Origin of the sequence: Streptomyces sp. HUAS TT7 (genome assembly GCF_051550175.1) — a bacterium.
Classification (GTDB): domain Bacteria; phylum Actinomycetota; class Actinomycetes; order Streptomycetales; family Streptomycetaceae; genus Streptomyces.
On sequence record NZ_CP196175.1, the window covers coordinates 5238538 to 5257536 of the forward strand.

General features: G+C 72.7%; 15 protein-coding genes. 11 read left to right on the top strand and 4 right to left on the bottom strand.

Annotated features, from left to right (window positions below; all coding sequences use genetic code 11):
- The first annotated feature begins 101 nt into the window (after positions 1-101).
- The gene (locus ACSHXC_RS23695) at positions 102-1184 is read left to right on the top strand and encodes a sugar phosphate nucleotidyltransferase (protein WP_438293535.1); all 1083 of its coding nucleotides are present in this window, start codon (positions 102-104) and stop codon (positions 1182-1184) included.
- Between the two features lie 318 nt (positions 1185-1502).
- Positions 1503-2468, top strand: coding sequence for a DNA-3-methyladenine glycosylase family protein (locus tag ACSHXC_RS23700; RefSeq protein ID WP_438293536.1), 966 nt, complete (start codon positions 1503-1505; stop codon positions 2466-2468).
- A gap of 24 nt (positions 2469-2492) precedes the next feature.
- Here ACSHXC_RS23700 and ACSHXC_RS23705 read toward each other — a convergent pair whose 3' ends face one another.
- Genes ACSHXC_RS23705 through ACSHXC_RS23715 form a run of 3 tightly spaced genes read right to left on the bottom strand, consistent with a single transcriptional unit; the run spans position 2493 to position 5293 of the window.
- On the bottom strand, positions 2493-3782 hold the full coding sequence (locus ACSHXC_RS23705) for a coenzyme F420-0:L-glutamate ligase (RefSeq protein WP_438293537.1): 1290 nt from the start codon (positions 3780-3782) through the stop codon (positions 2493-2495).
- Positions 3779-4735, bottom strand: a complete 957-nt coding sequence (cofD, locus tag ACSHXC_RS23710) for a 2-phospho-L-lactate transferase (RefSeq protein ID WP_438293538.1) — start codon at positions 4733-4735, stop codon at positions 3779-3781. The genes ACSHXC_RS23705 and cofD overlap by 4 nt, the downstream gene beginning before the upstream one ends.
- Positions 4736-4747: 12 nt before the next feature.
- Positions 4748-5293: a cysteine dioxygenase gene (locus tag ACSHXC_RS23715; protein ID WP_438293539.1), complete on the bottom strand. Its 546-nt coding sequence runs from the start codon at positions 5291-5293 to the stop codon at positions 4748-4750.
- Positions 5294-6011: 718 nt separating this feature from the next.
- Here ACSHXC_RS23715 and ACSHXC_RS23720 point away from each other — a divergent pair.
- The 3 genes from ACSHXC_RS23720 (at position 6012) to ACSHXC_RS23730 (ending at position 11846) form a co-directional block, all read left to right on the top strand.
- Positions 6012-6275 carry a WhiB family transcriptional regulator gene (locus ACSHXC_RS23720; RefSeq protein WP_053723761.1) on the top strand — a complete coding sequence of 88 codons (264 nt, stop codon included), beginning with the start codon at positions 6012-6014 and terminating at the stop codon, positions 6273-6275.
- A 274-nt stretch (positions 6276-6549) separates the two neighbouring features.
- Complete coding sequence (locus tag ACSHXC_RS23725) at positions 6550-10272, top strand: glycosyltransferase (RefSeq protein ID WP_438293540.1); 3723 nt, start codon at positions 6550-6552, stop codon at positions 10270-10272.
- Positions 10269-11846, top strand: coding sequence for a DUF5719 family protein (locus ACSHXC_RS23730; RefSeq protein WP_438293541.1), 1578 nt, complete (start codon positions 10269-10271; stop codon positions 11844-11846). Before ACSHXC_RS23725 ends, ACSHXC_RS23730 begins: the two co-directional genes overlap by 4 nt.
- A gap of 22 nt (positions 11847-11868) precedes the next feature.
- Here ACSHXC_RS23730 and ACSHXC_RS23735 read toward each other — a convergent pair whose 3' ends face one another.
- On the bottom strand, positions 11869-12348 hold the full coding sequence (locus ACSHXC_RS23735) for a metallopeptidase family protein (RefSeq protein WP_438293542.1): 480 nt from the start codon (positions 12346-12348) through the stop codon (positions 11869-11871).
- Positions 12349-12631: 283 nt separating this feature from the next.
- Between ACSHXC_RS23735 and ACSHXC_RS23740 the strand changes: the two genes are divergently transcribed.
- The 6 genes from ACSHXC_RS23740 to ACSHXC_RS23765 all read left to right on the top strand — a co-directional run bounded on the left by ACSHXC_RS23740 (position 12632) and on the right by ACSHXC_RS23765 (position 18562).
- Positions 12632-13051, top strand: a complete 420-nt coding sequence (locus tag ACSHXC_RS23740) for a DUF3499 domain-containing protein (protein WP_438293543.1) — start codon at positions 12632-12634, stop codon at positions 13049-13051.
- 190 nt (positions 13052-13241) lie between these two features.
- Positions 13242-14603 carry a phosphomannomutase/phosphoglucomutase gene (locus ACSHXC_RS23745; protein ID WP_438293544.1) on the top strand — a complete coding sequence of 454 codons (1362 nt, stop codon included), beginning with the start codon at positions 13242-13244 and terminating at the stop codon, positions 14601-14603.
- 194 nt (positions 14604-14797) lie between these two features.
- Positions 14798-14980 (top strand): Trm112 family protein, encoded by a 183-nt coding sequence (locus ACSHXC_RS23750; RefSeq protein ID WP_053723767.1) that lies wholly within the window; start codon positions 14798-14800, stop codon positions 14978-14980.
- 65 nt (positions 14981-15045) lie between these two features.
- Positions 15046-16173: an SIS domain-containing protein gene (locus tag ACSHXC_RS23755; protein WP_438293545.1), complete on the top strand. Its 1128-nt coding sequence runs from the start codon at positions 15046-15048 to the stop codon at positions 16171-16173.
- A gap of 183 nt (positions 16174-16356) precedes the next feature.
- Complete coding sequence (manA, locus tag ACSHXC_RS23760; protein WP_438293546.1) at positions 16357-17523, top strand: mannose-6-phosphate isomerase, class I; 1167 nt, start codon at positions 16357-16359, stop codon at positions 17521-17523.
- A 79-nt stretch (positions 17524-17602) separates the two neighbouring features.
- Positions 17603-18562 carry a cation diffusion facilitator family transporter gene (locus ACSHXC_RS23765; protein ID WP_438293547.1) on the top strand — a complete coding sequence of 320 codons (960 nt, stop codon included), beginning with the start codon at positions 17603-17605 and terminating at the stop codon, positions 18560-18562.
- Positions 18563-18999 lie beyond the last annotated feature (437 nt).

Consider the following 18999-nt stretch of genomic DNA (forward strand, 5'->3'; position numbering starts at 1 on the left):
GCATGAGCATCCGGACAGTCTGCATACACTGGCCGGCCGGGAGTTCCGCCCGAACGTGACGGAATCCGAAGGCCGGCCCCAGCAGGAAGCAGAGACGACAGGTGACAGAAGCGATCCTCCTGGTCGGCGGCAAGGGCACGAGACTGCGCCCGCTCACGGTGAACACACCCAAGCCGATGGTTCCGGCGGCCGGCGTCCCCTTCCTCACCCACCAGCTGGCCCGGGCCCATGCGGCGGGCGTCGACCACATCGTCCTGGCCACCTCCTACCTGGCCGAGGTGTTCGAGCCGTACTTCGGCGACGGCTCCTCGCTCGGCCTCAGCATCGAGTACGTCACGGAGGACGAGCCGCTGGGAACGGGCGGCGCCATCCGCAACGTGGCGTCCCGTCTCCGCTCGGGCCCCGACGACCCGGTCCTGATCTTCAACGGCGACATCCTGACCGGCCTTGACATCAGGGCCCTTGTGGACACCCACAGCGCCTCCGGCGCGGACGTCTCCCTGCACCTGACCCGGGTCGACGACCCGAGAGCGTTCGGCCTGGTCCCCACGGACCCGACCGGCCGGGTGACGGCGTTCCTGGAGAAGCCCCAGACGCCGGAGGAAATCGTCACGGACCAGATCAACGCGGGGGCGTACGTGTTCCGCCGAGCGGTGATCGACGAAATCCCGGCGGGCCGCCCGGTCTCCGTCGAACGGGAAACCTTCCCGGGCCTGCTGGCGGCGGGCGCCCACCTCCAAGGGATGGTGGACTCGACCTACTGGCTGGACCTGGGCACTCCGCAGGCCTTCGTCCGGGGCTCGGCCGATCTGGTCCTGGGCCGCGCCCCCTCCCCGGCCGTACCGGGCCGCTGCGGCGACCGGCTGGTCCTCCCCACGGCGAAGGTGGCCCCCGACGCGAAGCTGACGGGCGGCACGGTGGTGGGCCACGGCGCGGTGGTGGGTGAGGGCGCGCGGATCACGGGCAGCACGATCCTGTCGGACGCCGTGGTCGAAGCGGGCGCGGTGATCACGGACTCGCTGGTCGGAGCGGGTGCGCGCATCGGCGCGCGGACGATCCTGGCGGGAGCGGTCGTCGGCGACGGCGCGAGGGTGGGCCCGGACAACGAGCTCCGCGAAGGGGTACGGGTGTGGTGCGACGCGGTGCTCCCGGCGGGGGCAGTGCGCTTCTCCTCGGACCAGTAGCGCCGGCCCGCGGTTGCTTTGGGGCTCCGCCCCAAACCCCGCGGATACGTTGCGGGTCGACTGCGGGCCGGTGGGGGCTGGTCGCGCAGTTCCCCGCGCCCCTAGCAGCGTCGATGCTGGCCCGCACCGGGCATTTCAGCCCGTCCGGCGTTTGAGGACGAGCGCCCTTAAGGCGCGAACGGGGTCTGGGGCGGAGCCCTAGGAGCAATCCACCGGGCCGCGGCCGAACGACATCCCCCGGAGGGTCTCGGGAAGGGGCGGGGTGGGGGAGCAAAGCCGCGTACCCTCGAAGGGCAGCCCACCCCCCGAGGAACCCCCGTGGCAGGACGATTCACCCCCCGCTCCACTCGCCGCCCCGTCCCCGCGCCCCGCACGCCGGGGCGGACCCGCGCCTGGGCCCCGAAAGACGGCCCCCTCGACCTCGCCCTGACCCTCGGCCCCCTCAGGCGCGGCCCCGCAGACCCCACCTACCGCACCACCCCCGACGGAGCGGTGTGGCGCACATCGAGAACCCCCGCAGGCCCCGCCACCCTGCGCGTGACCGCCACGAAGGACACCGCGCACGCCGAGGCGTGGGGTGAGGGCGCGGAGTGGATGCTGGGTCAACTCCCCGCATTGCTGGGCGAGTTGGACGACCCCGGCGCCTTCACGCCCCGCCACCGACTCGTCGCGGAGGCACACCGCAGGCGCCCCGGCCTGCGCCTGGGCCGTACCGGACTGGTCCTCGAATCCCTGATCCCCTCCGTGCTTGAACAGAAGGTCACCACGACCGAGGCCTACCGCGCCTGGCAGCTCCTCGTCCGCAAGTACGGCGAACCCGCCCCCGGCGCCCCCGACGGGATGTACGTCGTGCCCGACGCCAGGACCTGGGCGCTGATCCCGTCCTGGGAGTGGCACCGCGCCGGCGTCGACTCCAAGCGCTCGGACACCGTCATGCGCGCGGTCAGGGCGGCCCGCCGCATGGAGGAGGCGGCCGCCATGGACCCGGCGAAGGCCGCCGAGCGGCTCCAGGCCATCCCGGGCATCGGCCCGTGGACCGCCGCCGAAACCCTCCAACGGGCCATCGGCGCCGCCGACTTGGTGACCGTCGGCGACCTCCATCTGCCCGGCATCATCGGCCACGCCCTCGCGGGCAACCGGGACGCCGACGATGCCGAGATGCTGGCCCTGCTCGAACCGTACGCGGGCCAGCGCCACCGGGCCGCCCGCCTGATCCTGCTCAGCGGCCGCACCCCGGAGCGCCGGGCCCCGCGCATGCAGCCCCGCAACATCGCCCCGCTGTAGGCGAGTTCGGCGAAGGGAGCCGGTTCAGCGGACCTCTATGAACGCCGACGCCTCCCGCTCCGGCCGCTCCCTCGGCGGCTCCGCCGCATGGCCCACCGCCACCGCCCCCATCGGGTCCCAATGGGCGGGCAGGCCGAGGGCGTCGCGTACGACGTCGCGGCAGAACATCGTCGAGGACACCCACGCCGAGCCGAGCCGCTCGCCCGCGAGGGCCACCAGGAAGTTCTGGACGCCCGCGCCCGCCGCGACCACGAACATCTCGCGCTCGGCGCCGTCGCGGCGGGCGTCGCCGTAGGAGTGCGAGCCGTCCATCACCAGGCAGGGCACCACCAAGTACGGTGCGGCGCGCAGGACTTCGCCCCGCGCGACCCGCTTGGCGATCGACTCCTCGGACTTGCCGTCACGGCGCAGGTCCTCGATCCAGGCGTCCCGCATCGCGTCGAGCAGCCGCGTGCGCGACTCCTCCGATTCGAGCAGCACGAAGCGCCAGGGCGTCGTGTGGTGCGGGGCGGGCGCGGTCACCGCCGCCGCCACCGCGCGCCGCACCGCGCCCGGGTCGACGGGATCGGCCGTGAAGGCCCGTACCGTACGCCGCTGGGTCACCGCCTCCCGTACCGCTTCCGAGGTGCCCAGGCGGAACATGTCGTCGGCCGAGGCGCGGACCATCTCGCGGGCCGAGCCCTCGCCCATGACGTGGCCGAGCCCGCGGACCACGGCGACCGGAAGCCCGCCGGCCTTGCCCTTCACCAGGTCGCCCGCGGCGGCCAGCTCGTCGGCGAGCGAGATCACGGTCGCGTTCAGCGGGTTGCCGTGCGCGTCCGTGCCGCCGCGCAGATCGTCGAGGACGCGTACGCCACTGGCCCCGATCGCCACGTCGGTGAGCCCGCTGCGCCACGGCCGTCCGAACGTGTCCGTGACGATCACGCCGACCTCGACGCCGAGCGCGTCACGCAGCCCGGCGCGGATCGCGGCCGCCGAGGCGTCCGGGTCCTCGGGCAGCAACAGCACTGTCCCGGCAGGGGTGTTGGAGGCGTCGACGCCCGCCGCGGCCATGATCAGACCCTGCCGGTTCTCGACTATGCGCAGGGTGCCGCGCCGGGCCACCACCCGTACCGTCTCGGCGTCTATGGCCGCCTCGCGGTCGGCGGCCTCGGTGATCCGGCCCTCCGCCTTGGAGACGATCTTCGAGGTGACGAGCAGGATGTCGCCGTCGGCGAGCGCGGGCTCGGCCGCCGCGATCAGCTTCGCGAGGTCGTCACCGGCCCGCACCTCGGGCAGCCCCGGCACCGCCCACACCCGGAAGGAAGGGTTCACGCGCGGACCTCCTCCGCGAGCCGGAGGGCCTCACGGGCCATCGCGGCCGTCGCGTCCAGGTCCGTCATCATCAGCGGCACGGCCCGGCAGCGGATGCCCGCCGCCTCGATCCGCCCGACCGATCCGGCGTCCACGCTGTCGACCAGCCAGCCGTCGAGCAGCCCCGAGCCGTAGTGCTCGGCGACCGCCGCCGCCGTGGACTCCACGCCGACCGCCGCGAGCACCTTGTCGGCCATGCCGCGCACCGGGGCGTCGCCCACGATGGGGGAGAGGCCGACCACCGGCACGCCGGCCTCGGCGATCGCCTCGCGGATGCCGGGCACGGCCAGGATCGTGCCGACCGAGACGATCGGGTTGGACGGCGGGAACAGGATCACGTCGGCCGCGGCGATCGCGTCGAGGACGCCGGGCGCGGGCTTGGCCTGCTCGGCGCCGACCGGCACGACGGCCCGCGCGTCCACGGAGGCCCGCAGCTTCACCCAGTACTCCTGGAAGTGGACGGCCTTGCGCTCGCCGTCCACGTCGATGGCCACATGGGTCTCCACGCGGTCGTCGGACATCGGGATGAGCCGCACGCCGGGCTGCCAGCGGGCGCACAGCGCCTCGGTGACGGCGCTCAGCGGATAGCCCGCGCCGAGCATCTGCGTACGGACGATGTGGGTCGCGAAGTCGCGGTCGCCGAGCCCGAACCACTCGGGCCCGACCCCGTACGCGGCGAGCTCCTCCTTCACCGTGAAGGACTCGTCGGTACGTCCCCAGCCCTGCTCCTCGTTGATGCCACCGCCCAGGGTGTACATCACGGTGTCGAGGTCGGGGCAGACCTTCAGGCCGAACAGATGGATGTCGTCACCGGTGTTGCCGATGACGGTGATGTCCGCGTCGGGGGCGGCGGACTTCAGACCACGGAGGAAGCGGGCACCACCGATGCCGCCTGCCAGAACCACAATGCGCATGCCGACAGTCTGTCAGGCGGGTACGACATCCTGGGTTGCCGGGGAGGAGCTCTGGCTGGCATGCATCGGCATGTCGGTGAGGCCCGGGTAGTAGACGTGCAGGCTCACGGCAGGTTCCAGGGAGTCGTTGACGACGTCGTGCACATAGCCCGGCGCGAAGACCCGCTGGGATCCGGCGCCCAGGTTCCGTACGCCGCGTTCGGTGCGCTCGGTCAGCTCGCCGGCCAGGACGGTCAGCACGCCCGAGGACGCGCCGTGGTCGTGGGCGCCGCTGCCCTGGCCGGGCACCCAGGACAGGAGCCAGACCTCGTAGCCGATTGGGGCCTCCCCTGCTCGAGCGGAGCCGAGAGCTTGGGGAACGGTGTGCAGGCGGTGGTACCAGCGGGAGACCGCGTCGTACTGGACGAGGTGGGCCCACTGGGAGCGGTCGGCGGCAATCGAGCGGGCGAGTCCGGCGAACTCGGCGACGGTGGCGGGGTGCTCGCGGGCGGGCTGCAGGAGGTGCTGGACCTCAAGGATGTCGCCGGCGATCTGGAGGTCGCTGTGGCTGCTGTTCATGGTGCGGGGGTTCCTCGGCAGAAGCGCTGGGGTGTCGCAGATGAGGTGTCTCGCTGAGACGGCGGCCACCCGGAGCGGACGCGTGGCGTCTCAGGGGAGGCGAGGGGAGAAGCTGGATCGCACGTGGGGCAGGGGGTGCGGGATCAACAGCTGGAACAGCAACAGCGTGCCTGGACAGCGCTGCGGAACCCACGGGTGTGGGTCGCTCGGTGCGCTGCGGTCACTGACATGCGGTCCAGGAGAACGGGTCCGTGGGTGTGTTGTCAACCCAATGACCGATTTGGCGGCAATGTTTCACCTCATCCGGTTACCGGAGCCGGAGAAAGGTTTGTGCAGTCGTGGGGCGGGAGATGTGGCGCAGCAACTGTGCAACCAAACGTCGTTGCCTTCTCGTGATCTGAATGTGATCCGGGCCGCTTTCCGGGTGCGGGCGCAACAAGATCAACACTCGGCTCGTCCTCCTCTGTAGTCACAGTCGAGCGGGGGTCGGGCGAACGGGTGAGGAGAGGCGTCGGCGTGGGCCAGTGGTGGGTGTCACCTTTTTACCGATTTGAACACTTTCCGCAAAGCCTTGGTTCCGCAGAGTGAATACGGGGCCCAATAGCAGATCTCGGCTTGACTGGCCCGGATCCACGCACTTGTAATTTCACTCGTGTCGTTCAGCCGGATTCGGTAACGACAACATCACGGGGCAGCAAAAGACAGACGAGGGGCGCACATGACCGAGCTGTTTCAGGAACTGCTGGTCGACGAGGCCGAAGAGGAGCTCGGCTGGCAGGAACGGGCACTCTGCGCCCAGACCGACCCCGAATCCTTCTTCCCCGAAAAGGGCGGCTCCACCAGGGAGGCCAAAAAGGTCTGCCTCGCCTGCGAAGTGCGCTCCGAATGCCTTGAGTACGCCCTTGCCAACGACGAGCGGTTCGGCATCTGGGGCGGTCTGTCCGAGCGCGAGCGCCGCCGTCTGAAGAAGGCCGCCGTCTGAACTCCTTGAGAAGGGCCGTCGAGAAGGGCCCTCGGGAACGCCGCCGTCTGACCCCCGGCGACCACCCTCAGGGGCCCAAACCGCCCAACTCCGTACACAACCAACGGTCCGTCCCCTGTGCCCCGTCCGCAGGCGGCGGACCGTTTGTGTGGCAGCCGTTAGTGTGGGGCGCTGTCCACGGCACTCCGGTCACGTCAGAGCCCGTCTCGCAACACCGGCCGCGCCGACCGCAGTCAGCACAGCAGCCTTCCGGGGCGGAGGGGCCCGTACCTCGATGTCCGTGCACAGCCAGTCGACGGCCCCGTACGAGGCGGCCGCGACTCCCGAGTTCCCCCGACACGTCGTCACCGCCGTGGTCGTCTCGCACGACGGCGCACGCTGGCTCCCCGACGTCCTGGCCGGACTCCTGGGCCAGGAACGCCCCGTACAGAACGCGTACGCCGCCGACACCGGCAGCGCCGACGACTCCGCCCGCCTGGTCACCGAGGCGCTCGGCGCCGAACGCGTCCTGCACCTCGCCCGCCGCACCGGATTCGGCGCCGCCGTCGAGGAGGCCGCCCGCACCGCGCCCGTGCTCGGCCCCGAGGAACTGCCCTATCTGAAGCGCCCCAGCGGCTGGGACCCGGTCTCGCGCACCTGGCGCGACGACAGCTACGACCTGCCCGAACTCCCGCACGGCGAGCCCGTGCAGTGGCTCTGGCTGCTCCACGACGACTGCGCGCCCGAGCCCGACGCGCTCGCCGAACTGCTCCGCGTCGCCGACTCCAACCCCTATGCCGCGATCGTCGGCCCCAAACTCCGCGGCTGGTACGACCGCAAGCAACTCCTCGAAGTGGGCGTCTCCATCGCCCGCAGCGGGCGCCGCTGGACGGGCCTGGACCGGCGCGAACAGGACCAGGGCCAGCACGACCAGGTCCGCCCCGTGCTCTCGGTGTCGTCGGCGGGCATGCTGATCCGCCGCGACGTGTGGGACGAGCTCGGCGGCTTCGACCGCAGGCTGCCTCTGATGCGCGACGACGTCGACCTGTGCTGGCGCGCCCATGCCGCAGGGCACATCGTCCTCGTCGCCCCCGACGCCGCGGTCCGCCACGCCGAGGCCGCCGCCCGCGAGCGCCGCACCGTCGACTGCGCGGGCCGCTCGGTCGTCAACCCGCACCGGGTCGACAAGGCGGGCGCCGTCTACACCATGCTCGTCAACTCCCGTCCCGCACTGCTCCCTTACGTGCTGCTCCGCATCGTGATCGGGACGCTCCTGCGCACCGTCGCCTACCTCGTGGGCAAGGTGCCGGGGCAGGCCGTCGACGAGGTCATGGGCCTCTTCGGCACCCTGCTGCGGCCGGGCAGGATCCTCGCCGGACGCAAGAGGCGCGGCAAGAGCGGTGTCGAGGCGAGCGAGCTGCGCCCGCTCTTCCCGCCGCCCGGCGCCACCATCCGCGCCACCGTCGAATCCGTGGCGGGCAGCCTCGGCGCGGGCACCGAGGACACCGGCGGCTCCCGGCACGGCGCCGTCGAATCCGGACCCGGCGGGGACGACGCCGACTTCCTGGAGATCGAGCAGTTCGCCCGACTCAAGAAGATCGCCCGCAGACCGGCGCCGGTCCTCTTCGCGCTCCTCCTGCTGGTCTCCCTCGTCGCGTGCCGCGATCTGCTCGGCGGCGGCACCCTGATGGGCGGTGCCCTGCTGCCCGCCCCGGACCACATCGGCAGCCTGTGGGGCCGCTACGCCGATGCCTGGCACCCCATCGGCGCCGGCGGCACCCAGTCAGCGCCGCCCTACCTCGCGATCATCGCCGTCCTGTCCGCGCTGTGCTTCGGCTCGACCGGCTTCGCGCTGACCCTGCTCCTGGTCTGCTCGGTCCCGCTGGCCGGGCTCACCGCGTACTTCGCCTCGCGTCCGCTCGTCGCGTCCCGCCAGCTGCGCGCCTGGGCGGCCATCGCCTACGCCTTCCTGCCCGCCGCCACCGGCGCGCTCGCCGCGGGCCGGCTCGGCACCGCCGTCCTCGCGATCCTGCTGCCGCTGATCGCCCGCGCCGGGGTGTCCGCCGCCGGGTTCCGCGGCGACGGCGCCCGGGGCAGCTGGCGCGCCACCTGGACGTACGCGCTGCTCCTGACCATCGCGATGGCTTTCACGCCGGTCGTGTGGCCGGTCGCGGTGCTGCTCGGCATCGGCGTGCTCGCCCTGCGCCGGGGTGACCTCGCGGCGTACGGCCTGCGCTTCCTGGCCGCCGTCGGCACCCCGCTCCTCATGCTCGCGCCCTGGTCGCTGACCCTGGTCGCCGGCCCGTCCGGCTTCCTCGGGGAAGCGGGCCTGGAGTACGGGGACGGCTCGGCCGGCGCGCTCGACCTGCTCGGGGCCAGCCCCGGCGGGCCCAAGACCATCGGCGGGCTGCTGCTCATCGGCTTCGTCGGGGCCGCGCTCGCAGCCCTGCTCCGCTCGGAGCGCACTTTCGCGATCCGCACCGCCTGGGCCGTCGCGCTCACCGGCTTCCTCTTCGCGGTCCTGTCGAACCACAGCGCCTGGGCGGGCCCCGCGACCCTCGTGTACGGGCTCGCGCTGCTCGCCGCCGGGGCGCTCGGCGCCGAGAACGGCCGGACCCGGGTCGCCGGGCACGGCTTCGGCTGGCGCCAGCCGGTCGCCGCGCTCATCGCGCTCGCGGCCGCTCTCGGTCCCGTGTACTCCGCCGCGAACTGGATGATCGGCGGCGCCGCGGGCCCGCTGGAGCGCCGCAACCCCGTGCAGGTACCGGCGTTCGTCGCCGAGGAGAGCGGCACCCGCGACCAGGCCCGCACCCTGGTCCTCGGCGGCACCTCGCCCGCCAAGGTCGCGTACACGCTCGTGAGGGGCTCGGGCGCACAGCTCGGCGACGCCGAACTCGCCGCGTCGGGCGGCGGCGACGCCGGGCTCGGCAAGGTCGTCGCCAACCTCGTCGCGGGCTCCGGCGCCGACCAGTCGACCCAGCTCAGCGGCTACGCCGTGCGCTATGTGCTGGTCCGCGACGGCGCGCCCCGCTCCTTCGCGCGCACCCTCGACTCGACGCCCGGCCTCAGCCGCCTCAGCCAGCTCGACGGCAGCGCGCTGTGGCGGGTCGACCGCCAGGTCGCCCGCGCCGTGATCGTCCCGGCCAAGGGCGCCGAGAGCCTGCCGGTGGCCGCCGACCCCGTCGACATCCACACCAGGATCCCGGCGGATCAGGCGGGCGGCGTCCTGCGCATCGCCGACAAGGCCGCCCCCGGCTGGACCGCCACCCTCGACGGCAAGGCGCTCAAGAAGACCACCGTCGACGGCTGGGCCCAGGGCTTCGAACTCCCCGCGGGCGGGGGCAAGTTGGACGTCACCTACGACGCCCCGTTCACCCACACCGCCTGGATCTGGATGCAGTCCGCGCTCGCCCTCGTCCTGCTGGTGCTCGCCCTGCCGGGCCGCCGCCGCGAGATCGACGACGACCTGCCCGAGGCCGAGGAGACCCTGGCGGCCGTTCCCGCGCAGCCCGTCGCGGGCGAGGGGCGCCGGGCGCGCAGGCTCCGCGCCCAGGCCGAGGCCGAGCCCCCCGGCGAGACCCCGGGCGCCGGACAGCCCGCCGAGCAGGCCGAGATCCCGCAGCAGCCGGCGTACGACGAGTGGGACGCGGCGCAGTACGCCACCACCTCCCCGGCCGCCGACCCCGCCCAGCACGACCAGCAGGCACAACAGCAGTACGACCCGTACCAGCAGCAGTACCCCGGCTACCAGCAGTACCCCGACGGCCAGTACGCCCAGGTCCCGTACCCCGAGCAGCACTACCCCGAGGCCTCGTACCCCCAAGTCCCGGGTGCCGACGGCCAGTTCGGCCAGAGCCAGTACGCCGACGGGCAGGGGCAGCAGCCGTACGACCCCTACCAGCAGCAGGCGCAGGGCCAGTCGCTGCCGCCGGACGGGAGTTACGACCCGTACGGCTACGGATACCCGCCCGAGCAGCCCGAGCAGCAGCCGCACCGCCCCGACGGGAGCCAGCAGTGAAGCGCACCACCCTCTCCCTCGCCGCGGGGGCGGTCGCCCTCGCCGCGCTGACCGGCTTCGCCTCGCTCACCGCGCCCAGCGGCTCCGCCGACACCGGCGCCAAGTCCCCGGCCCGGCTGCCCGTCGAACGCTCCAGCCTGCTGTGCCCGGCGCCCAGCAACTCCGACCTGGCCCAGACGACGTACACCGCGTTCACCCCGAAGGGTGCCGCGGGCAGCCCGCAGGGCAAGCCGGGCACGGCCGTGCTGAGCCCGGCGGTGCCGCCGCCCGCCGACGCCGGCGCGCCCTCGCCCTCCGCCTCGACCGACAAGGCGAAGGACGGCAAGGGCAAGGACGGCAAGGACAAGAAGCCGGCCGACAAGCCCGCCTCCGACAAGCCGGTCATCTCCCTGAAGGAGCCCGGCAAGCCGGCCGCCGCCACCGCGTCCGGCGCCGACGCACCCGCCCTCACCGGCTCCGCCGACGGCCTGCTCGCCCCGGGCTGGGCCGCCCAGCAGACCACCCAGATCACCGGCGGCGTCGGGCGCGCCCTGCTCGGCACCAGCTGCACCGCGCCGGACGCCGACTTCTGGTTCCCCGGCGCGTCCACGGCCAAGGACCGCCAGGACTACGTCCACCTGACCAACCCGGACGACACCGCGGCCGTCGCCGATGTCGAGCTCTTCGGCAAGGACGGTCCCGTCAAGGCCGACATCGGCGAGGGCATCACGATCCCCGCCAAGTCGAGCGTTCCCGTTCTCCTCTCCACGCTGACCGGCACGGTGGCCGACGATCTGACGGTGCATGTCTCCACCCGCGCCGGCCGTGTCGGCGCGGTGGTGCAGGCCACGGACGCGAAGGCGGGCGCGGACTGGCTGCCCGCGTCGGCGGACGCGGCCGCCTCCCAGGTGCTTCCGGGCATCCCGGGCGACGCCACCGACGTACGCCTGATCGTGCACGCCAAGGGCGCGGACGACGCGGACCTCAAGGTGAAGCTGATCGGCAAGGGGGGCAGCTTCACACCGGCGGGGCTGGACACCGTCCACGTGAAATCGGGGATGACGGCGTCCTTTGATTTGAAGAACGTCACGAGGGGCGAGACGGGTTCCCTTCAGCTCACCCCGGATTCGGACGGCAGCACTCCGGTCGTCGCGGCGCTGCGCGTGGTCCGCGGCACCGGCGACAAGCAGGAGATCGCCTTCATCCCGGCGACCAACCCGGTCGGCGCCCGCTCCACGGTCACCGACAACCGCGACAAGGCCGCCACGCTCGCGCTGACGGCGCCCGGCACCAAGGACGCCACGGTGCAGGTCACCTCCTCCGCGGGCACGGAGGCGGGCGAGCCGCAGTCCAAGACGTACACCGTGAAGGCCGGCACCACTCTCGCCGTCGACCCGCCGGCCCCCTCCGGCCTCAAGGGCTCGTACGCGCTGACCGTCGAACCCGACCCGAACGGCGGGCCCGTCTACGCCTCGCGCACGCTGGCGATCACGCAGGACGGGGTCCCGATGTTCACGGTGCAGACCCTGGCCGACGACAAGGGCACGGTCGCCGTACCGGCCGCCTCCCAGGACCTCTCGGTCCTGGAGAAGTAGGGCCGGGGGAGTGCGCGGGGGCTCAGTCCTGTCCGTACCGCGGGTCGACCGACTCGGGTGCCAGGCCCAGGAGTTCGGCGACCTGCTCGACCACGACCTCGTGGACGAGCAGGGCGCGCTCGTCCCGGTTCTTGGTGCGGATCTCGACCGGCCGGCGGTAGACCAGGATCCGGGCGGGCCGGTCCTTGCCCGCCGGGAGCGCACGGCCCAGCGGCACTGCCTCGTCGCTCCAGGCCGCCGATTCCCCGTCGTCGTCCGCGGTGCCGGGGGAGTCCTTGAACGGCACGTCGGTGACCAGGAACTCCACCTCCGCCAGCTGCGGCCAGCGCCGCTCCAGGCGCTCCACGGAGTCGAGTACGAGATCGCGGAAGGTCTCGGCCCTGCTGGCCGAGAGCGGCACCTGGGGCGGCGCCACGGGCCCGCGCATGCCACGGCCGTGCCGGTCGCGGCGCCGGGGCCCCGATCGGGAGCCAGTACCTTCGGCTGAGCTGGAGCTGTCCATCACTGACGCAGCGTAGCCCTCCGGAGCCGGTGGCGATCGCGGCGACGGCCCGGGGACCGCATGTCGCGGGCATGTCGCGGGATGACCATTTCGGCCACGCATGAGAGCGGTTACCGGCCCGTCCGACACCTAGGATTTCGCGTCGTTTGACCGAATCGTTCCCAAGTGGCGGTCGGCACAAGGGCGGTAACTGCCCGTGGCCTCCTGTTTCCGTGCAGGTCAGCGCAGTTGCTCGGGTGCCTCCTGTGTGCGAGCTCACATCGCGACACGGGGGAGTGACCTGGTGGAGAGTCGTCGCGGCCCGGTCAAGAGTGCGGTACCGTCCAACGTCGTGAGCCCTGTACGTCGCTGTTCGCGCACCGCGTGCGGCCGCCCTGCCGTCGCGACACTGACGTACGTCTACGCGGACTCGACCGCAGTTCTCGGTCCGCTCGCCACCTACGCCGAACCCCACTGTTACGACCTGTGCGCCGAGCACAGCGAGCGCCTGACCGCGCCCCGCGGCTGGGAGGTCGTCCGCCTGACGGATGCCTCCGCCCCGGCCCGCCCCAGCGGCGACGACCTGGAGGCGCTCGCCAACGCCGTACGGGAGGCCGCGCGTCCCCAGGAGCGCGCCGCCGAGCCTGGTGGGGCGCGCGCGGCGGACCCGGCGGAAGTCGGCCGCCGAGGCCATCTGCGCGTCCTGCGCTCGCCCGAATCCTGACCCGGATCCGCCGTCGTCAGAGGGTCTCTCCAGCTGTTGTCCCGCAACCCACAGGTGTCGCGGCCGAGTTGACACAGTCGTCCCCGTTCCACCGAAGCTGTGGCCGGGGCCCAGGTGGCGGCGGGTAGTTTGGGAGCCCGGTCGGCGCCCCGGGGAGGGCGCCGTCGACGACATCAGGGAAGGTTGGGCCGTGGCTGCTGATCTGTCGCAGATCGTGAAGGCGTACGACGTCCGCGGAGTGGTGCCGGATCAGTGGGACGAGTCCCTTGCCGAGCTCTTCGGCGCGGCCTTCGTCACCGTGACGCAGGCGGACGCCATTGTCGTCGGCCACGACATGCGGCCCTCGTCGCCCGGCCTCTCGGCGGCCTTCGCGCGCGGCGCGGCCGCCCTGGGCGCGGACGTCACGCTCATCGGCCTCTGCTCCACGGACCAGCTGTACTACGCCTCCGGCGCCCTGGACCTGCCGGGCGCGATGTTCACCGCCTCGCACAACCCGGCCCAGTACAACGGCATCAAGATGTGCCGCAAGGGCGCGGCCCCGGTCGGCCAGGACACCGGCCTCGCCGAGATCCGCGAGCTGGTCGAGCGGTGGTCCGAGCAGGGCGCCCCGGCCCCGGCCGCCGAGCCGGGCACGATCGGCGAGCGCGAGACGTTGACGGACTACGCGGCCCACCTCCTGTCCCTCGTCGACCTCTCCTCCACCCGCCCCCTGAAGGTCGTCGTCGACGCGGGCAACGGCATGGGCGGGCACACCGTGCCCACCGTGTTCGCGGGTCTGCCCCTCGACCTGGTCCCGATGTACTTCGAGCTCGACGGCACCTTCCCCAACCACGAGGCCAACCCGCTCGACCCGGCGAACATCGTGGACCTCCAGGCCCGCGTCATCGCCGAGGGCGCGGACCTGGGCCTCGCCTTCGACGGCGACGCCGACCGCTGCTTCGTCGTCGACGAGCGGGGCGAGCCGGTCTCGCCCTCCGCGATCACCGCCCTGGTCGCGGCCCGCGAGCTGGCCCGGCACCCCGGCGGCACCGTGATCCACAACCTGATCACCTCCTGGTCCGTCCCCGAGGTGGTCCGCGAGAACGGCGGCACCCCCGTCCGCACCCGGGTCGGCCACTCCTTCATCAAGCAGGAGATGGCAGCCACCGGAGCGATCTTCGGCGGCGAGCACTCGGCGCACTACTACTTCGCCGACTTCTGGAACGCGGACACCGGCATGCTGGCCGCGCTCCACGTGCTGGCCGCGCTGGGCGGCCAGGAGGGCAGCCTCTCCGCCCTTGTAGCCCAGTACGACCGCTACGCGGGCTCCGGCGAGATCAACTCCACGGTCGCCGACCAGGCGGGCCGCGCGGCCGCCGTCCGCGCCGCCTACGAAGGCCAGGCAGGCCTGACCCTGGACGAGCTCGACGGCTTGACCGTCACCGCCCAGGACTGGTGGTTCAACCTGCGCGCCTCCAACACCGAGCCCCTGCTGCGCCTGAACGTCGAGGCGCGCGACGTCCCCACGATGGCGAAGGTACGGGACGAGGTCCTGGCGATCGTCCGGGGCTGAGGCGGACCCCGACCCGGGTGCACCAGGAGTCGGCACCCGACGGGCGTGGGCGGCCGGGCTGCCCACGCCCCGCGCCGGGTGGGACTCCCTTCACCGGGCACGCACCCCGTCCACCCCGGCGGTAGGCTGACCTGGCCCGACCTCCGCGCGCGTTCCGGACGCGTACGGAACGAAGAATCGCCGAAGGGAACCCCATGCCGCTCGAAGCCGGCCTCCTCGAGATCCTCGCCTGCCCGGCCTGCCACGCCCCGCTCAGCGACGCGACCTCGGCGGACGAGCCCGAGCTGATCTGCACCGGCAAGGACTGCGGCCTCGCCTACCCCGTGCGCGACGGCATCCCGGTCCTCCTGGTGGACGAGGCCCGCCGCCCCGCGTAAGCAGGGTGCGGGTCCGCCCGCGCACTCCCGGTAACCCGCCAAGCCAGAGCCGGAGGCCGACCTACATGCTCGACGAGTCGCTGCTCGATGCACCGGAAGCCCTCGCCAGGGCCGACCGCCGTGGGCTGTTGCGCGGCGCGGCGGAGGCGGGCGCCCGCGTCCGCACCGCGGCCCGGCACGCGGCCGAGGCCGGTATCGCCGAGCTGAAGCCGGAGGGCCGCCCCCGGTCCGTACTGATCGCGGGCCCCGGCACCGCGGCCGCGGGAGTGGCCGACCTGATCACGGCGCTCGCGGGCGCGTCCGCACCGGTCACCCGCCTGGAGTCCACCGGCGTCGCACCCGCCGCGGGCGCCCTGCGCTGGAGCCTGCCGGGCTGGGCGGGCTCGGTCGACCTGCTGCTGATCACCACCACCGACGGCACCGAGCCGGGCCTCGCCCTCCTCGCCGAGCAGGCCTACCGCCGGGGCTGCAACGTCGTCGCGGTCGCCCCGCAGCGCTCCCCGCTCGCGGAGGCCGTGGACGGGGTGCACGGCCTGGTCGTCCCGATGGCGTCGGCCCCCTTCGAACCCGACGAGGCGGAGATGTCCGCCGCGAGCCCGGGCGCCCTGTGGTCGCTCTTCACGCCCCTGCTCGCGCTCCTCGACCGGGTCGGGCTGCTCAGCGCGCCCCCCGAGACCATCGAGAAGGTCGCCGCCCGCCTGGACCGCACCGCCGAACGCTGCGGCCCGGCGATCGCGACGTACAGCAATCCCGCCAAGACGCTCGCCTCCGAGCTCGCCGAGTCGCTCCCGCTCATCTGGACCGAGGGCATGGGCGCGGCCTCGGCCGGACGCCGGTTCGCCGCCGTGCTCAGCGAGCTGTCCGGCCACCCGGCGCTCGCCGCCGAGCTCCCCGAGGCACTGCCCGCGCACGGCGTGCTGCTCGCGGGCTCGCTCGCGGCCGGCGCCGACCCGGACGACTTCTTCCGCGACCGCGTGGAGGAGCCCGAGCGCCTGCACGCCCGCGTCGTCCTGCTGCGCGACCGGCCCGTCGGCGGCCTCTCCGCCGCCCCGGCCGCCCGCGAACTCGCGCTGAGCCACGACACCCCGATCAGCGAACTCGAACCCGAGGAGGGCAACGAGCTCGAATGCCTCGCCGAGCTCGTCGCCATCACCGACTTCGCGGCCGTGTACCTGACGATCGCGTCGACCTGACCCCGCCCGCGCCGCGCGGCCGGGGTCTGCCCAGGGACAGGGCGCCTGCCACAGCCAGTCCGCCACCGGGAAGCCAATGGCCTTCGGCCACCCCCGAACGCGGAACCCCCGAACGCGGAACGTCTCCCGGATCCATCTTCCGGAACCGTCTTCCGGAACCCGAAAGAGAACACAGGACGACCCATGGACCGTCTCACCAACACCATCCGTCCCTACGCCTGGGGCTCCACCACCCTCATTCCGGAACTCCTCGGCACCACCCCCAGCGGCGAGCCCCAGGCCGAGATGTGGATGGGCGCCCACCCCGGAGCCCCGTCCCGGCTCGACCGCGGCACAGGCCCGACATCGTTGTCAGACGTGATCGCGGCAGATCCGGCGGGTGAGCTGGGCCGCGCGGCCGTGGCCCGGTTCGGCCCCCGCCTGCCCTTCCTGCTCAAGCTCCTCGCGGCCGGCGCCCCCCTCTCCCTCCAGGTCCACCCCGACCTCGCTCAGGCGAAGGAGGGGTACGAGGCCGAGGAGCGGGCCGGAGTCCCGGTCGACGCCCCGCACCGCAACTACAAGGACGCCAACCACAAGCCCGAACTGATCTGTGCGCTCACGCCCTTCGAGGGCCTGTGCGGCTTCCGCGCGCCGGAGGAGGCCGCGCAGACCCTGGCAGCCCTTGAGGTCGACTCGCTCAAGCCGTACGTCGACCTGCTGCGCGCCCACCCCGTCGAGGCGGCCCTGCGCGAGGTCCTCACCGCCGTACTGAGCGCCGACCGCGAGGAGATGGCGGCGACGGTGACCGAGACGGCCGCCGCGTGCGAACGCCTGGGCGGCGCGCAGTACACGGCGTACGCCTCCCTCGCGCACCACTACCCCGGAGATCCGGGTGTGATCGCCGCGACGCTGCTCAATTACGTCCAACTCCAGCCCGGCGAAGCCCTGTTCCTCGGCGCCGGAGTGCCGCACGCCTACCTCAGCGGCATGGGGGTGGAGATCATGGCCAACTCCGACAACGTCCTTCGCTGCGGTCTGACTCCCAAACATGTCGACGTCCCCGAACTGCTCCGGGTCGTACGCTTCGAGCCGACCGACCCGGGCGTGCTGCGCCCCGAGGCGTCGGCGGCGGGGGAGGAGCTGTACGAGACCCCGATCGACGAGTTCCGACTGTCCCGTTTCGTTCGGGCGGAGGGCGCGGCCCCCACCGACCTGACGGCCCGGACCCCGCAGATCGTCCTCTGTACGGCGGGCAGCCCCTCGGTCGGGGGATTGACACTGACCCCGGGGGCGTCCGTATTCGTACCGGCAGAGGAAAAGTCTGAACTGTCCGGTACGGGAACAGTGTTCCGCGCCACGGTGGTTGCCTGATGTAACAATGTGCCGCCGCGGGGTCCGGCATCGGCCGGCCCCCGCTGAGGGCAACCGACGAAGGGAAGACGGCTACTCCATGAGCGCGTCAGGCGGAACCAAGGCCATCGTGGCGGCACTGAGCGCCAACCTCGCCATCGCGGCGGCGAAGTTCGTGGCGTTCCTGTTCAGCGGTTCGTCGTCGATGCTCGCGGAGAGCGTGCACTCGCTCGCCGACTCGGGCAACCAGGGCCTGCTGCTGCTCGGCGGCAAGAAGGCCCAGCGCGAGGCGACGCCCCAACACCCCTTCGGCTACGGCCGCGAGCGCTACATCTATGCGTTCCTGGTCTCGATCGTGCTGTTCTCGGTCGGCGGCATGTTCGCCGTCTACGAGGGCTACGAGAAGATCAAGCACCCGCACGCGATCGAGGCCTGGTACTGGCCGGTCGGCGTGCTGGTCTTCGCGATCATCGCGGAGGGCTTCTCGTTCCGTACGGCGATCAAGGAATCGAACGTCACCCGGGCCGGCCTCTCCTGGAAGGAGTTCATCCGCCGGGCGAAGGCTCCCGAACTCCCCGTTGTCCTCCTGGAGGACTTCGGAGCGCTGGTCGGCCTGGTCCTGGCCCTCCTGGGCGTGGGCCTCGCGCTGGCCACGGGCGACGGCGTCTGGGACGGCGTCGGCACGCTGTGCATCGGCATCCTGCTGATCCTGATCGCCCTCATCCTGGCGGCGGAGACCAAGTCGCTGCTGCTCGGCGAGTCGGCGGGCGCGGACGAGGTGGCGAAGATCAAGGCGGCGATCGTGGACGGCGACACGGTGACCTCGGTCATCCACATGCGCACCCTCCACCTGGGCCCCGAGGAACTCCTGGTGGCCGCCAAGATCGCCGTCCAGCACGACGACACGGCCCAGGAGGTCGCCACCGCGATCAACGAGGCAGAGTCCCGAATCCGCGCGGCCGTCCCGATCGCCAGGGTGATCTACCTGGAGCCGGACATCTACAGCGCGGAGGAAGCCGCGGCCGGCCCAGACCCGAAGGCGACCCCGGGCGGCCGCTGAGCGTTCAGGGAAGGGAGCGTCCCTCCCTGTCTCCAGGGCACAACCCCAGCCCGGCCCACCAAAACTCAGCCCCTCCGGCACTGGGCACCGACCGGAGGGGCAAACCCCCTCCGGCGCTTAGGGAGCGGGGATCGGGGGTCAGAGCCTCCAGCACCACCCACCGCGCCGAAGCTGGCGAATGGCCCCCAGGAGGTCTGCGCGGGGGACAACTTCAGCCCCTCCGGCGTTTGAGGAGCGGAGCCCGAGGCCCCGGCACCACCGGCCGCCGCGAGGCCGGGTGAATGTTTGTCCGGGAGGTCTCTCGCGGGTTGGCAACTTCAGCCCCTCCGGCGTTTGAGGAGCGGGGTCAGGGGCGGAGCCCCAGCACCACCCACCGGCCAGTAGCCGAGCGAACTCCCCCGGAGGGTCTCGGGAAGGGGCGGGGCGGGGAGAAACCC